This window comes from Gemmatimonas sp., from assembly GCF_031426495.1.
Taxonomy (GTDB): Bacteria; Gemmatimonadota; Gemmatimonadetes; order Gemmatimonadales; family Gemmatimonadaceae; genus Gemmatimonas.
In genome coordinates, this window is sequence record NZ_JANPLK010000080.1 from 115273 (window position 1) to 131072 (window position 15800).

The 15800-nt window shown below is 64.0% G+C and carries 10 protein-coding genes; 3 read left to right on the forward strand and 7 right to left on the reverse strand.

Annotated elements, in window-relative coordinates; translation table 11 throughout:
- Positions 1 to 7: 7 nt before the first annotated feature.
- Positions 8 to 799, reverse strand: a complete 792-nt coding sequence (locus tag RMP10_RS20475) for a carboxypeptidase-like regulatory domain-containing protein (RefSeq protein WP_310571941.1) — start codon at positions 797 to 799, stop codon at positions 8 to 10.
- 305 nt (positions 800 to 1104) lie between these two features.
- Here RMP10_RS20475 and RMP10_RS20480 point away from each other — a divergent pair, with 305 nt between their 5' ends.
- A complete protein-coding gene (locus RMP10_RS20480; RefSeq protein WP_310571942.1) occupies positions 1105 to 4263 on the forward strand; it encodes a SusC/RagA family TonB-linked outer membrane protein in 3159 nt (1052 codons plus the stop codon).
- A 52-nt stretch (positions 4264 to 4315) separates the two neighbouring features.
- Positions 4316 to 5908, forward strand: coding sequence for a RagB/SusD family nutrient uptake outer membrane protein (locus RMP10_RS20485; protein WP_310571943.1), 1593 nt, complete (start codon positions 4316 to 4318; stop codon positions 5906 to 5908).
- A 114-nt stretch (positions 5909 to 6022) separates the two neighbouring features.
- Here the strand turns inward: RMP10_RS20485 and RMP10_RS20490 are convergent, their stop codons facing one another.
- The 5 genes from RMP10_RS20490 to RMP10_RS20510 all read right to left on the reverse strand — a co-directional run bounded on the left by RMP10_RS20490 (position 6023) and on the right by RMP10_RS20510 (position 12275).
- Entirely contained in the window at positions 6023 to 6436 is a 414-nt protein-coding gene (locus RMP10_RS20490) for a hypothetical protein (protein ID WP_310571944.1), read from the reverse strand.
- A gap of 210 nt (positions 6437 to 6646) precedes the next feature.
- Positions 6647 to 6997: a hypothetical protein gene (locus RMP10_RS20495; protein ID WP_310571945.1), complete on the reverse strand. Its 351-nt coding sequence runs from the start codon at positions 6995 to 6997 to the stop codon at positions 6647 to 6649.
- Positions 6998 to 7111: 114 nt separating this feature from the next.
- Positions 7112 to 7744 (reverse strand): hypothetical protein, encoded by a 633-nt coding sequence (locus RMP10_RS20500; protein ID WP_310571946.1) that lies wholly within the window; start codon positions 7742 to 7744, stop codon positions 7112 to 7114.
- Between the two features lie 9 nt (positions 7745 to 7753).
- Complete coding sequence (locus RMP10_RS20505) at positions 7754 to 11377, reverse strand: M1 family aminopeptidase (protein ID WP_310571947.1); 3624 nt, start codon at positions 11375 to 11377, stop codon at positions 7754 to 7756.
- Positions 11378 to 11384: 7 nt separating this feature from the next.
- The gene (locus tag RMP10_RS20510) at positions 11385 to 12275 is read right to left on the reverse strand and encodes an ABC transporter ATP-binding protein (protein WP_310571948.1); all 891 of its coding nucleotides are present in this window, start codon (positions 12273 to 12275) and stop codon (positions 11385 to 11387) included.
- Between the two features lie 72 nt (positions 12276 to 12347).
- On the opposite strand from RMP10_RS20510, the gene RMP10_RS20515 reads away from it, so the two are divergent.
- The gene (locus RMP10_RS20515; RefSeq protein ID WP_310571949.1) at positions 12348 to 13301 is read left to right on the forward strand and encodes a LysR family transcriptional regulator; all 954 of its coding nucleotides are present in this window, start codon (positions 12348 to 12350) and stop codon (positions 13299 to 13301) included.
- Positions 13302 to 13311: 10 nt separating this feature from the next.
- Here RMP10_RS20515 and RMP10_RS20520 read toward each other — a convergent pair whose 3' ends face one another.
- Entirely contained in the window at positions 13312 to 15756 is a 2445-nt protein-coding gene (locus RMP10_RS20520) for a TonB-dependent receptor (protein ID WP_310571950.1), read from the reverse strand.
- Positions 15757 to 15800 lie beyond the last annotated feature (44 nt).

Consider the following 15800-nt stretch of genomic DNA (forward strand, 5'->3'; position numbering starts at 1 on the left):
TCCGCTGCTACATCATCGTGATGACGATCGCTCCGCAGGTTCCTGATACCAACTGCAAGCCGCTCAGCATCGTGGTTATCGGGTAGACCTCGACGCTTTGCCACTGCATGGGGCTCATCGCCGCGACGAAATCGACATCAACGGCGGCCCGATTCACGAAAAACTGTATGGGACACGGGGAACCGGCAACGGACAGAGCGCCAGCACCGGCGCGCGAGGCATAGACCGAGAAGCCCTGCTGCTCGCGTCGTGCGATGATCCCGGGAATGCCCATGAGCAGATCGACCATTGACTGAGGCTTTCGTGCGAGAAGGCTGTCGCGTGTGTACAGTTTGCCGGTGCTGACGCGAAGTTGGAGAATGCGCTCAGCGATCGCCGCCGCCTCCAGCGTTGCCCCGTCGTAGCTGGCCTGTACTTTTACGGTGGACAGCGTTCGTGGGAGCTTGCGCAACGCCAGTGGAATCGTGTCAGGTCGACGCGCCGAAATATTGATGGCACGAGCCACTGGTGCATATCCCAGCGCACGCGCGGCGAGCACTCGTGCACCACGTGGTGGATCAGGAAAAATCCAGAATCCTCGCGCATCGGTGCGGGTCGTAAACTCCGTGCCGGCCAGATAGACCTCGACGTTCGCCATGGGTCGACCGAGCGCATCGACGACGTCGCCGAGCAGCGGCGAGGAACCGACCGTGGCAGAGTCAGTCGTCGCGGCGCGCGCGGGTCGCGACTGTGCGATGCAGGCTGTCGCCGTGCCGCACCCCAGTGCCAGCGCGAGTCCGAGGAGAAGAGAAATCCGCATGACCTCATGATGACGCCGCGGCGTGCAGTTCGCCACTGACTCGGCGACTTCGACAGCACGAAGAACATCGTCCCGAAAACGTACGACTAAGCACACTCCGTATGCGCTTCGTGTATAAACATGCTCACCACTGAGCGAAGCATCGCGATCGACGGTATTCGGCTCGCCGAAAAACGTCCGTCAACGACTTGTGACGTGACGGAATTCACGCGTTGTTACTCAGCGATGTCTGAACCATCGGCTGTCGATCGCCATGCGGTGGTGTTTCGGCAAGGCGAGTCCCTCCACATCCTTCCCATCTCCCGATGATGAATTTTCACCGCTGGTCATGGGCGCGCGGGTTTGCGCTCATGACTGTGGGCTCTGTTGTGCTGTTTGCCGGCTCACTCGTCGCACAGCAAGCGCCAACGACCAGCACGCGACGTGCGCGGATCGCTGGCCGCGTTACCGACGCGGCGAGTGGTCAGCCGGTTGCCGGCGCCAGTGTTCAGGTGGTCGGTACCGCCGTCACCGCGCTGACCGGTGCCGATGGTCGGTACGCCATCGCCAGCGCGCCCAGCGGTATTTATAGTTTGGAAGCGCGTCGTATTGGCTTCGCCAATACGGTCACGCCGAACGTTCGCTTGACGACGGACAGCGTGATCACGGTGAACTTCGCGCTCACCACGAATCCGCTGCGTCTCACGGAGATGGTCGTGTCGGCGACGGTCGATCCGACATCTGGTGTGAAGACGCCGTACACGGTTGACAAACTGACCGCGGCCAACTTGCCGGTTGCCCCACTGACGTCGGCTGCCGGCGCCATTATCGGTAAGGTGGCCGGCGCGACGATCATCGCCGCCAGCGGCGCACCAGGCTCCGGGGTGAATATCCAGCTTCGCAGCCCGGTATCGCAATTCAATTCGAACGGACCACTCTTCGTCGTGGACGGCGTGTTCCTGAACTCGACGCAGTCGGTGACGACGCAGGACATCGAGTCGATGGACATCGCGAGCATCGAAGTGATCAAGGGTGCGGCGGCAGCTTCGCTGTACGGCTCGCGCGCGGCGTCGGGGGTCATCTCGATCACGACCAATCGCGGGCAGGGACTGGCATTCGGTCAGACGCAGATCACCGTGCGCAACGAGTACGGCCAGAACTACGTCGCGGCGAACCTCGACAAGCCCACCGGACACCAGTATCGCGTGAATGCCCAGGGCCAGTACGTCAACGCGACGGGTACCGTCGTGCCGCGCAATCAGCGCGTGGTGCAGGCCAACGGCATCATGGAGAACTCGTACATCGATCCGTTGTACAACCACATCGATCAGTTCTTCCAGCCGGGCGGCTTCAACACCCAGACACTCACGATTCAGCAGAATAGCGCGACCACCAATTTCAACATCTCGTACACCCGCAACCAGCAGCCGGGTGTGATCGAGTCGTCCGACGGCTATTCGCGGCAGTCGTTGCGCGCCAACGTCGACGTGCGTATCAAGGAAAAGCTGCAGCTGGGCGCATCGTTGTTCCACCAGCGCGCCAGCGAGGATCCGTCGTCGGTGGTCTTCTCCGACCTGTACCGCATCAATCCCGACGTGAACCTGAAGGCACCGGAGCCGATCGGGACGTCGAAGTACATCATCATCCCCGACTCGACCGAACTCCGGACCAATCCGTTCTATCGCCAGACGTTCAACGACAACATCACCAAGCGCATGCGGTCGCTGATCAGCATCAACTCGTCGTATCGCCCGGCGAGCTGGCTCACTTTCGACGCACTCGCGAGCTACGACCGCGGCGATCGGCAGGTGACGAACTACATCGCCCGCGGACTTACCAACTTGAACGGCGATGGTACCACGATCGGGTCGTTGGCGATCGACGACGATGATGTGGACGGCATCAATGCGCAGGGTGGCGCGAGTCTCATCAAGGGCTTCGGCGGTTTGACGGCCCGTCTCGCCATGCGTGGCGAGCTGCAGCGCGAGGTGAATCCGTTCCTGCAGACCACGGGAACCGACTTCACGATCACCGGCGTGAAGAACATGAACGTGGCGCGCACCAAGACGGTCACGTCGTCCCTCACGGACCGCCGCGCACAGGCCGCTTTCGCGAACCTTGGCCTCGACTACTCCGGCAAGTACATCGGCGATGTCCTCGTGCGGCGCGAGGGCAGTTCGTTGTTCGGTCCCGAAGGCCGTTGGAACACCTTCTATCGCGCCTCGGCGGCGTGGTTGCTGAGCGAAGAAGGATGGTGGAACATCCCGATGCTCAACCTGTTCAAGCTGCGCTACAACGTGGGAACAGCTGGCACGCGCCCCGGCTTCGCCGACCAGTACTCGGCGCTGGGTATCGATGCGACGGGTGCGGTGACGCGCGGCGGGCTGGGAAATCCCGCGCTTCGACCCGAGCTCGCGAAGGAACAGGAATTCGGCGTCGACATGATTTTGAAGAACCGCGTGCAGTTGTCCGTGGTACAGGTCATTTCGAAGTCGACGGGCAATCTGATTAGTATCCCGGCGCCCGCGCTGGAAGGATTCAACACGATCGAACGTAACGTCGGCAGCATCGCCGGTCGCACGATCGAAGGGACGTTGCAGGCGCAGATCCTGAACAATCCGAAGGGCCTGCAGTGGGACGTGCTGGTCACGGCGGATCAGCGTCGGAATCGCATCACCAATTTCGGACGCACCTGCTTTGGCGACGGCATCCTGTGGCGCTGCGACAACACGCGCTTGGGCACGATGTGGGGCAACCGACATGTCCGCGACAAGGGGCAGCTGGCGGCGGTCCACGCGAACTCGCAGTCGGCGTTCGACGTCAACAACGATGGCTATGTCGTGGCGGTAGGCACCGGCAACACGTCGCTCGACGGCAAGGCCAAGAATCTGTGGGGCACCACGGTCAACGTAGACGGTCGCAACTATGCGTGGGGCCGCCCCATTTTCGAAATCGATCCGTCCACCGGGCAGCGCTGGTTCGGACAGATCGGTGACGGGCAGCCCGCCATGCAGTTCGGCTTCGGCAACACGTTCCGTTACAAGGGATTCCGGGTGTATGGCCTCGTGAACGGTCAGTTCGGTGGCGACATCTACAATCAGGTCAAGCAGACACTCTACGCGACCAATGACCATATCGACGTGGATCAGCGTGCCAAGGCGGACGAACTCCGCAAGCCGACAGCGTACTACGCCACCGGCATTGCTGACGGCAACAACAACTACGGCGCACCATTTGTCGAAGACGGCAGCTACGCGCGGCTATCGGAGTTCACGATTGGATACAATCTCGACGCGAAGAAGTTCGGATTCCTGAAGTCGATCGGTGCCGACCGTATGCAGTTCGACTTGGTGGGACGCAACCTGTTCACCATCACGAACTACTCCGGCCTGAACCCCGAGTCGGGCAGCCCGAACACGCGCGTGGACAACACGGTGTACCCGTTGCTGCGTACGTTCTCGCTCGCGACCACCATCATCTTTTGATAGGAGGACTCTCCTCATGACCTTACGATCCTCCTCCGCCGATTCCAGACTGATGACCTCGCCCGTTACTCGACGTACCCGCTTTGCCCGCTCGCTCCTTGCGGTGGTGGGCGGAGCCACACTCGCCGCCTCATGTCAGTCGCTAGACGTCACGAATCCGAACACGCCCGACGTCGGCGCTGTTTTCGGCAGCGGCCAGAATCTCGAAGCCGCCCTGCTGGGATCATGGCGCGCCTTCTGGGGCGTCGCCCAGGGCGCACGCACGAACGGCACCTATCCTGTCAAGCAGCTCTCGATTCTTGCGAATGAGATGACCAGCGCCGATGTCGCCGATGCGCTGTCGGCGGTCACCGCCGAACCTCGCTTCGCCATCGACAACCGCAATCAGGGCGGATGGACGAACCGCAAGCCATGGTATGACCTGTACGAGTCCATGGCCTCGGCTCGTGAGGCCTATCAGGCCATGGCCGATCAGGGGCTCAAGGTTGGTGTCGTGAACGCCGCGACCCCCGAGGGGGCCGATACCCAGCGCTCCCGCGTATTCGCCAAGTTCATGGTCGGCGTGAACACGATTTATCTGGGACTGCTCTTCGATCAGGCGTATCTGACCGATGAAAAGACCAACCCGGCCACGCAGGTGTATGAGCTGAAGCCCTACCAGCAGGTTACCGACAATGGCATTCGCATTCTCCGTGAAGCGATCACGGAAGCGCGCGCCGCTCGTGATTTCACCCTGCCCGCCAATCTGATCAACGGGCAGACGTATACGCGCGATGAGCTCATCCGCGTGATGCACTCCTATATCATCCGCGCACGCGTGTACGGCGCGCGCACGCCGCAGGAGCGCGCGGCGGTGAACTGGGGACAGGTGCTGGCCCAGCTCGACTCGGGCATCGTGACGCGCAGTTTTGCCCAGCAGGCCGATCTCACCATCGGTGCGTCGCTGTCCACCTACTATCAGTATTCGTACCTGCAGACCAACGGACGTACGAACACGCGCCTGCTCGGCCCGGCGGACACGTCGGGAGAGTATCAGCGTTGGCTGGCACGCCCGCTGGGTGACCGCAATCAGATCACCATTGTCACGCCCGACCGTCGCATCCACGCGGCGAGCGGTCCCACGGTGGCGGGTTCGCGTTTCGCGTACTTACCGACGCAGTCGATGTCGACGACGAACGGCACGTACATGCACAGCCGCTACCGGAGCGTGCGGTATCTCGTTGCCCCGCTCAACAACTATCACTCCACTGGGCTGATTACGACGATGTCCACGGACGAGATGAAGTATCTTCGCGCGGAAGCGCTCATTCGTCTCAACCGTCAGGCCGAGGCGGTCGCACTGATCAACCCGACGCGCGTCGCGGCGGGATTGTCCCCGGTCACGGTGGCGGGGCCGCCGAATGATCGCGCCTGCGTTCCGAAGCGTGACGATGGTACCTGCGGCGACCTCTTCGATGCGCTCCAGTACGAGAAGCGGATCGATCTCTTCCCCACCGAAGCGCTGATCTCGTTCGCCGACGCGCGCGGCTGGGGCAAGCTCTTGCCCGGAACGCCCATTCACTTCCCCGTACACGGTCGCGAACTCGAATTGTTCGGCTTCCCGTACTACACGATCGGTGGCGGCGGGGCAGGTAGCGCGCCGTAAACGCTCGAACGCGTCCGCCCCGCGCCCACCGGCATGGGGCAACGGAGAAAGCGGGCGCCATGCGCATGTTGCGCGTGGCGCCCGCTTTCTACCCTGACGACACGTGACGTGCAGTTAGGGCAATTCGCTCAAATTCGCGCAGCCGTATCCGGCGCGGTCTGAGGGTACTTCGCCCGGCGAGAACACGCGAACGTAGTACGGCTTGCCCGCTTCGAGCAACGGGATGGTTGCCATACCCTCGCCGCTCCCATCGTTGCGCGTGAGTATCTGCCGGAACGCCGCCGCCGCTGACACCGGACGACCCTCGTCGCCACAGCGTCCCGCCACAATGTCCCACGCCACCTGCCGATTGATGGGCACGAGGCGCAATGACAGCTTGACGCGCGACTCCTTCGCGCCCTTCGGGGCCACCGAGAGATCAGCCGATCCACGCAGAATGTTCAGCTGCGCAATGGTTGCGGTCCACTTGCCCGAGACCTTCGCCAGTGCTGACGAGTCTTGCGCGTGAAGCGCCGAAGGTACTGCCAAAGCGAGCGCAGATATAGCTCCAGCGATGCTTCGCCGTGCCACTCGATCAAGGTTGTGCCTCATGGATCGTCCTATCGCGGTGTGTATGGGAGCGCTCGTGCTGACGACAGAAGAGTCGCATGGCGCAGTTTAGCATGCTGCGAGTACCGTGACATCTGCTGACCTGCTACTCCGTGGTGCCGATGAAGTGCCCAGCGACGGTTGGATCGCCTACGTCTTCTTCCCACTGAACGTTTGCGTCCGCCAGGTCGCCGCCCCCGGGTGCTCCCACACCGAGTCGAGCCGCTCAGTCGCGGGGATGTAGAACGCCGCGCGCAGCACGCCACTGGGGAGAAAGTGCAACAGCGGATCGCCGTTTGGCGGCGAGTGCGCGCCCATGATCTTTCGCTTGATCTCCTGATGAAATGGCTCGCTGGGCCGCCAGTTCCAGATACCACCGTGCTGCGCCTGAAACTCGAGTGACTCCTGGAGCGCCTTCTGCACGTGCGGAAACGTCGCGTCGTGAATCAGCGTACCGCTGTCATCCTTCGTGAAGCCGAAGAGATCGTGATCGCCGACCATGTTGACATCGGGACGTGCCTTGAGCCGGATGTACGGGCCTTCGATTGCCGCGTGTTCCTTGTAGTGTCCGAAGCGATACTCGTGGTCCTCTTCGGCAAACTCCTTCGCGCGGTCCTAGAACAGGTCGCGCAGCATATTCCAGTCCTGCTCGGTCTTCGGCCAGAAGCGCAACCGCTCGTCGAACTTCCGTGACTTGAGCGTCGGCAATCGAACGCTCTCGATGTACGTGCGCTTCTTCAGCCATTCCTGATCGGTCACCTGCGCTGCGGCTGACACCTTCACGGCACCGTGTGGCCTCACGCCCGACGTCCAGCCCACGCGCGGGTTGTAGTGCACCACGGCGCCGATGTCTTCCCACTTGATTTCGTCACACAGGAAGAAGTCGAGTTCCTTCGACGTCTTGTTCTTGAACTCCTGCGCCTTGGTCGGATTGCCCGACTCGATCCCCATGTGCGCCAACACGCCCGTGGGACGCACCGAGATACCGATCTTGTACTTCGTCGCGATCTGCGCCGCCGCCGTCATGGCGCCCTTCACCATGCCCTGCAGTAGGTACTCCTGCTCCATGTTGCGCTCGGCCGACCCAACCGCATGCCGTGGATCGCCGAGCTGCTGGAAGTACGTCGCCTTGTTCCACCCGGTGCTGGAGTTCGCCGGGGCGGACGTGAAGACGACCGGGGCGATGTTGGTGTTCTCGCCCGGCTGATTGAAGAACGCGTTTTCGCGGGAGGTCTTGGGGCCGGTCATCTGGCGATTCTACGCGCCTGCTTGATCTTCGGCCACCAAGCTCAGCCTTATCCGGTTGTTCGTGCGATCCCGATCGATCAGTCGGATCTCCGGATCGATCTCCACGAACACGGGGATGCCGACTACCGTCGCATCCAGCACGATCTCGCCATTGGTGACACGCTGCCGCCGCCTGAGCAGCAGCTGCGGCTTGTCAGGGGGGCCGCCGTAGATCCCCACGGTCACGGCCGCGCCCTCGGCTGGCTCGACGAGTTCACCGGCGCTGTCCGAGCGCACACGTTGCACGCGGAATCGTGCGAAGACCCGTGCGGTACCACCACGACGCTCCACCGTCGCTGAATCGGCCGACAGATCGTAGATCACTCGCTCGGCGAACCATTCGTGCACGGCGGCGCGCGCTTCGTCATCGCGGGCCGCTTCATGCAACAGCGTGTACAAGCCGGTGGCTGTGGCGGCACCGCGCGGGCCGCTGTCCCGCGCCAACAGCGTGCGCAGCGCGGCGTTGATCGCCGAATCGCCGAGCACCTCCCGCAGCGCATGAAAGGCGAGCGCGCCCTTGCCGTAGTACAGATGCGATTCATCGGCCGTCGTGAGCAGCGTGGGCTCGAGCCCGATCGTGTTCGCGCGGCCGCTGAGATAGCGGTCGTGATCGAAGGACATCATGCGCGCCAGCACGGCGTCGCCCTGCTGTTTGCCGAGCAGCAGCTGCTCCGAGTACTTGGCCAGCGTTTCCACGATCGTCAGGCGACCCTCGGACCAGAGTGGATCGACGGTGTGTCCCCACCATTGGTGCGCCACTTCGTGACCGATGCGCCGTACGAGCAGATCCACGTCGCCGTCGCGCGCGTCGGAGAGCATACCGCGCGACTCCGTGAGGTAGATCGATCCGGTTTGCGCATAGGCGCCGAAGCCCCAGCTGGCCGGCACTTCGATGAGTCGCAGCGTGTTGTGCGGATACGCGCCGAACTGCTGCTGCAACAGGATCAGCGAACGCGCCGCGATGTCGACGATGCGTGCAGCCTGCACCCCATGCGCGGCGTGGTACCACAGTTCTACAGTCACGCCGCCAACGGTGCGTCGCTCGACGGCATAGCGTCCGGCGCTGACCGCGAACATCGGCGTGGACGGCTGCGTGAGTTGATACGAAAAATACCGGCGTCCGTTGGCGGTCCACGACTTCACGAGTTCGCCGGGGCCAAGCGCCGTTTGATCGAGACCCGTGCTGAGGGTCGTGCGCACCGTGAACCACGCGGGGGCGAGGCCGAGCGCCTGCGCCCCGGCCGCGAGCATCGGCGTCGCGAGCCCCAGTCCGCGCGTCGCACGCTCGGTGCTGTCGGCGATCTCGAAGCGACCCTGATAGCCGATTGACGGCACGACGGCATTCGAGCGCACGAACGTGCCGTTGCCGGCGATGTCCTCGTTGAAGCCGTCGGCACGCAGACCACTACGGTCGAGGGTGAGCGCGTAGGACAGCGAGATGCGTGCGCCACTGTCCAGCGGCGCCGGGAGCGCGATCGCCTGCACGCCGAAGCGCCCATCGGGTGTGACAGGCGGCGCGCCCGCCATCGCGACGGTGGCGTCGCGGACATCGCGCGGCATCATCACCCAGAGCGTATCGATCGCTCGCGCCGTACGATTTTCAACGAGGATGTTGCCGCGTACGACCGCGCGGCGTGCCTCCGGCTCCAGTGCGACATCGAGTGCTACGTCGACGATCTGCGGCTGCGCCACCGATTGCAGGCGGCGATACCGGCGTTCGTAATCGGCGCGCCAGTCGAGCGCCTGGTCGCGGCTCTCCCACTGCGCGGCCCACACCGTCTCACGCGCCATGAAGGCAAAGGCGACGATGAACGCGCCGGTGGTGCCAAACAGCGCACGCCGGCCCTGCGTCGTGAGCCCGGACGACAGTCGCCGCGGCAGCGCCCGCACGCGCTCCCTGAACGACACCGCGCGCCCGCGCGGCCACAGTGCCGCCGAAACACCGATCAGCGTCAGCGATCCCAGCGCCCAGAGTGCATTGAACGCCATCCACGATAGCCATGCGCTCCCGAAGCCATCGAGATCCGACCACCGTAACGCCGGCGACGCACCGAACCTCGTGATCAGGTGCTCGAGACCGACGTTCTCGCCGTCCTCGGCGAGAAACGCCAGCACGAGCCCCGCGAACAGTCCGAGCCAGCGATTGCCGGTGAGCACCTGCAATGCCACGGCCATCACGGTGGTGATCCACAACGGCACGAGCGACATCAGCATATGGGCGGCGTACACCCGCGGCTCGATGGGCAGTCCGCCAGCCAGCGCATGCACCACCATCGCCGCGCCGTAGCCGGCCGTGGTGAGCAACACGGGAATGAGCAGCAGTGCGCCCAGCTTTCCCAGCAGCAGCGCCAGATTGGCCACGGGCGTCGCATCGCGAATGCCGTCGAACCGGATGATGCGCTCTCGCGCGACGGCATCGGCTGCGAAGTAGAGCGCGCACAACGTCCCGATGAGCCAAAGCCCGATCGGCACGGCGTCGGCCAACACCGCACTACTGGCCAGCAGTCGCGTACCGTACTCTCCACCGGCAAGCTGCCCGTCGGCCTCGATGGCGATCATGGAGACCCACAACACGAGCAATGCGCGCAACGGCCAGCTCCGCAGCAGCAGGCGGAGCTCGAGTGCGCCCGCGCTGCCGGTGGCGTGCCACAGTGTGTGCCGCACGTTGGTCGACGGCACGACGGGCGTGAGGCGCGCGGGCGGCGCGCCGAGTATTGGTGGATCGATGGACACGCGTGATACGTGGGTGGAGCGCATGCGCCGTGGGCGTGGCGCACGTCGATCGAGCCACGACAACGGCATCAGACACAGCGCACTCAGTCCGAGCACGAGCAGCCGGTTCCACAGCATGTGACCCGATAGCGTGACGAGTCGTGTGTTGCGCTCGAGCGGTGTCCAGTAGCGCGTCTGTTCGAAGAAGGCCGACAACCCGAATGGATCGAGCAGGGCGGTGCGCGCCAAGAGTTCGGGGGTAGGTGGTCGGGTGCCAGCCATGAGCGGCGAATCCACCATCATCGCGGTGACGGCGTAGCCGGCATAGATCGCGATGCTGGCCACGAAGGTCGCGAGTGTACTGCGCGAAGCGGCGGCCACGAGATACAACAGCGCGGCACAGAAGAGGGTATTGGGAACCGCCAGCAGGACAAACGCCGAGATATACGATGGCGCGTTGAACGCGACGAGGCGCTCGGCGCGCACGCTCAGTACGAACGGGCTCACCGCCTGCACCACCAACGCCAACACCACAGCGGCCAGTGCGGCCAGCAGCACGCCGGTGAATCGCGCGCCCAGCAGCATGCTGCGATGCACCGGTGTACTGCTGATAAGCTCCCGCATGCGGTATTCGTCGTCGCGCCCGGCGGCCGCAATGCACAGCATCGGCAGCGCGAAGACGCTCACCAGCGTAAGGATGCCGACCGTCTCCATCACGATGTACGGCCCGTTGATCGCCGATGAGGCGGGGCCGAATCCGGTCGCCACCGTGGCGAACGGCACGAACGCCACGAGCAGGATCGACGCGAGATAGCTGAGTGTGCGCGTCTGGTACCGCCACTCGAACGCCACGAGACCCCGAACGATGGAGGCGGCACTCATGGGTGCCTCACTCACCAGTCGCGGCATTGCCGGTCGCGGCATTGCCGGTCGCCCGGAAGTAGACGTCGTCGAGCGTCGGCGTTGCGGCAACGCACCGCGGGTCCGGTGCACGATCGGCGAGCAGTCGCAGTCGCGTCGAGCCGCTGTGCAGCGTCTGCGACAACAGCTGCGCATGATCGAGTCCCGGCGGCGCGTGCTTGTCGATCGTGCGCGTCCACACGCGATCGTCGAGTTCGCGTACCAGGTCGTCGGGCACGCCTTCGCAGATCACGCGTCCGTGCGCCACGATCGCCATGCGCGTGCACAGCTGGCGCACGTCTTCCACGATGTGCGTGGAGAGAATCACGACGACCTGTTCGCCGACATCACTGAGCACGTTGTAGAATCGGCTGCGTTCGGCCGGGTCGAGCCCCGCCGTCGGTTCATCCACGATGAGCAACTGTGGATCGCCCAGCAACGCCTGCGCGATACCGAAACGCTGACGCATGCCGCCGGAGAAGCCACTGACGGCGCGGGAGCGATGCTCCCAGAGATTCATCTTTTCGAGAAGGGCGTCGACTTGTGCGCGTCGTGTGTGGCGGTCGGTGAGCCCTTTCAGCAGAGCGAGATGGTCCAGCAGATCGAGCGCCGAGATGCCCGGATACACGCCGAAGTCCTGCGGCAGGTAGCCCAGTTGGCGGCGGTGCGCCGTCGGGTCGGCGAAAATCGATGCGCCGCCAAGGGTGATCGAGCCGCTGTCCGGCTCCTGCAGCGTGGCGATGGTGCGCATGAGCGTCGACTTGCCGGCGCCGTTCGGTCCCAGCAGGCCGAACAGGCCGCGGTCGATCCGGAGCGAGATGCCACGGAGGGCGTGCACCCCGTTGGTGTAGGTCTTGGAGACATGGGAGAGTTCGAGCATGCGACCATCACGGCTCCGGGATGGTAAAGTTTCCGGAGCACGATCGTGATTCTTACATTAAGTTTGAACTAAATGATCTCCGCCGCCGACCTCGATTTCTTCGACATTATCGCCCGGTCCCCATCTCTGGCCGCTGCGGCACGCGAGATGGGCGTGTCGCCCTCGGCGGTGACCCAGCGGCTGCAGGATCTGGAGAAGCGCGTCGGCGTGCGTCTGCTGGAGCGCAGCGCGCGGCGCATCACGCTGTCCGACGAGGGCGAGTTGCTGGCCACTCGCGGGCGCTCGATCAGCGATGATCTGGCCGAGTTAGGCGAGACGCTGGCCGCGCGGCGCGGCGTCGTGGCCGGTCATCTGCGCGTGGTCGCCCCGTTGGGTTTCGGCCGTCGTTACGTCGCTCCGGTGGCCGCGCAGTTTCTGGTCGAACACCCCGAGGTGACGATCGATCTCACGCTCTCCGATCGACTGGGTCGCGTCCCCGAAGCGTCGTGGGATGTCGCCGTACACATCGGCGAAGTGCGCGAGTCGTCGCTGGTCGCTCAACTGCTGGCGCCGAACGAGCGCGTGCTGTGTGCGAGTCCCGCGTATCTCGCGCGGCACGGCGCGCCGACGCAGCCCACGGCACTGCTCATGCACCGGTGCATCGCGCTGCGCGAGAACGATGAGGACGTCACGATGTGGCGCTTCGTCGATCCGCAGCAGGACGTCACGCAGGTACGTATCGAGCCGGTGCTGGCCAGCAACGATGGTGACGTCGTGCGCGATTGGGCACTGCACGGACACGGGATCATCGTGAGATCGGAGTGGTCGGTCGCCTCCGATCTCGCGCGCGGCGCGCTGGTGCGCCTGCTCGAGGGCCATCGCCTGCCGAACGCCGATGTGATCGCGTTCGTGGGCGCACGCAAAGGCCGTTCGGCCCGCACGAACGCCTTTCTCAAGACCCTGCGCGAGTCGCTGTCTCCCGTGCCGTGGCGCGCCGCTACAACACCGGCGCCGCCCAGAGAGCGACGCCGGTTCGGCAACGCATGAACTCGTACGCCTAAAACGTCGTGCTGAGCGAGAAGAAGATCTGACGAGGGGCGCCGGTGAGGAACGTCGTGTTGTCGCCGCTGGCGGTGAAGCCACCGCTGCCCATCGTCCCGATATACCGCTCGTCGAGCAGGTTGTTCATGTTGAGCTGCAGCTCGAGCGACTTGAGTGCGCCGATGCGGCCCAGGCGATAGCGGGCCGAGAGGTCGGACATGAAGTAGCCCGGCACCTTGCCCTGTCCATCGCCCGCAGTGTTCAGGTCGTTGGTGTACGTGAAGTAGCGCTCACCCACATAACGGCCGCCCAGCGTGACGTTCAGCTTGGCGCGCGTGTACGACACAGATGCTGTCGCCATCTGCTTCGGCGCGTCCTGCACATACTTGTCCTTGGTGTTCACGCGAGACGTCGGATCCGCCTGATTGGCCAGATAGTCGTCGCCGAACTTCGAGCTGTTGATCGAGGCGGAGCCGAAGGCGCGGAGGCCGTTGCCCAAGTCCGCGTTGACGACGCCCTCGAGCCCCATCGTGTTCACGGAGCCCACGTTACCGAAGCCCGTGGCGCAGGTGACGGTCTGCGGACAGAGCGCGATGCCCAGCAGTCGATTGCGGTAGTCGATCGCATAGCCCGTTACACCGGCTTCCAGCTTCCCACGACGTGTTCGCGCGCCGAGTTCGAGCGTCGTCGCGCGCTCGGCCTTGGCCGTGGACTTGAAGAACTCAAACGTGGCTGGCGCCGCGTTGTACACCCCACCGGCCGGGCTGAGCGGGAACTGGTTCACATTCTCCGACCAGTTGGCGAAGACCTCATTGTTCTCGTTCACCTTGAACACCGCGCCGACCTGCGGCAGGATCGTCGCGTCGGTCTTCACGTTCAACGATGGGCGCGTGGCGTCGGCAAAGATCGGCGCCACGATGCCATCGGTCGGCGTATTGCCGTTGTTCGTGAAATCGGCGTTCACTGTGAGCAACTTCGCGCCGTACGACAGGGTAAGACGCTCGTTCAGCAAGCGGTTCGTGTTCTGCACGTGAAACTGCGTCGTGGTCACGTCTGCCGTACGATCGTAGTCGAGTCGGAGCACCTTCGTGAAGTCCACTTCCGGACCGAGCTGGTAGTTCTTCATGCGCCAGCGCGGACGACGATTGCTCGACTCGTTCTGCTCGTACCACCCGCCGACTTCGAACTGGTTGGACACCCCGCCCACAGTGAACGCCGCCGTCCCCTTGGCCATGATACCGCCGCGGTTCGCCTTGTACTGTGTCTGGCGAAACATGATCGGGTCGGGGCTATAGGCCGCGCCGTAGCTGGGCGCATGCCAGTCGCCGCCGCCGCGGTTGAGGTGCAGGTACGGCTGCACTTCGATACGCGTCGAGGCGGTTGGCTTGAACTCACCCTTCAGATACGCGAGATGATCGAGTCGCGCGCCCTGGGCCGAGCTGTAGTACGATGCATCGGTCAGTGGCGTGTACGTGGGCAACGAGGCTTCGGCGAACTGCTTCGCCGTGGCCCAGTTGGTGTGGTAGTCGAACATCGGACCAAAGCCGAAGTTGCTCGATCCCGGCGCCGTGGCGTTGAACACGCCCAGCGACAGATCCATGTAATCGGCTTCTTTTCGATTCGCGTAGTTGTAGAACGCCGTGAACTTGCTCGAGCCGATGAAGAGGTTGCTCTTCAGGTTGATCTGCTCGTGCCAGTTCTCGCCGGCACCACCGAGAAAGCCGTTCTGACCGAAGAGCAGATCCTGCTCGCCGGGGAAGTTCGACAGGCGCTCGCCACCGCCCTTCCACTTGTCGGAGTCGAAGCGCGACACCGACATGAACGCCGACACGCCGTTCGTGCCGCCGAAAGTCTTCAGTCCCATGTCGTAGCGCAGCAGCGTGCGACGGGCGCTATTCTGTCCGCCCATCTGCTGCAGCAGAAACTGCTGGCGTCCAGCCGGTTCGGCCGTCGCATACTGCACCACGCCACCAAGATTGTTCGCGGACGCCGTGCCGAGCGCGCCACTGCCCTGCGCCACGGCGGTCGACTCCAGATTCGACGCATCGACGGCGCGGCCGACACCAAGTCCGTTCCAGTTGCCGTACGACATATCGCCAAGGGGAATACCATCCATCGTCTGTCCGATCTGCGCACTCTGGAATCCGCGCATCGTGATGCGATTGGACCACTCGTACATGCCGAATCCATCAACCGACTGCATGTTGACGCCGGGAATCCGTTCGACCGCCTTCAGCGCGCTGGTGCCTGGTGCGGTCGATCTGAGCACCGAACTATCGACGCCCGACGCGGCGCGTGCGTTGCCGCGACCGGTGACCCCGGTAACGGTGACTTGGCCGAGTGCTTGCGCGGAATCGCGCTTGGTGGTGGCCTGCGCGGGGAGCAGCGAGGCGGAGAGCAGCAGCGACGACGAGGCTGCGGCGAGGAGCGTGAAATACGCGGGACGATGGTCGTGGCGCATGAGACGGGCGAAAGAGGGAAGGGCGATCCATTGCATCGCCGGCA

Bases quoted from the DNA above. Each gene is read 5' to 3' on its own strand.
- RMP10_RS20510 (WP_310571948.1), bottom strand. From the start codon at position 12,275: ATGCTCGAACTCTCCCATGTCTCCAAGACCTACACCAACGGGGTGCAC.
- RMP10_RS20475 (WP_310571941.1), bottom strand. From the start codon at position 799: ATGCGGATTTCTCTTCTCCTCGGACTCGCGCTGGCACTGGGGTGCGGC.
- RMP10_RS20520 (WP_310571950.1), bottom strand. From the start codon at position 15,756: ATGCGCCACGACCATCGTCCCGCGTATTTCACGCTCCTCGCCGCAGCC.
- RMP10_RS20515 (WP_310571949.1), top strand. From the start codon at position 12,348: ATGATCTCCGCCGCCGACCTCGATTTCTTCGACATTATCGCCCGGTCC.
- RMP10_RS20500 (WP_310571946.1), bottom strand. From the start codon at position 7,744: ATGACCGGCCCCAAGACCTCCCGCGAAAACGCGTTCTTCAATCAGCCG.
- RMP10_RS20495 (WP_310571945.1), bottom strand. From the start codon at position 6,997: ATGGTCGGCGATCACGATCTCTTCGGCTTCACGAAGGATGACAGCGGT.
- RMP10_RS20505 (WP_310571947.1), bottom strand. From the start codon at position 11,377: ATGAGTGCCGCCTCCATCGTTCGGGGTCTCGTGGCGTTCGAGTGGCGG.
- RMP10_RS20480 (WP_310571942.1), top strand. From the start codon at position 1,105: ATGATGAATTTTCACCGCTGGTCATGGGCGCGCGGGTTTGCGCTCATG.
- RMP10_RS20485 (WP_310571943.1), top strand. From the start codon at position 4,316: ATGACCTCGCCCGTTACTCGACGTACCCGCTTTGCCCGCTCGCTCCTT.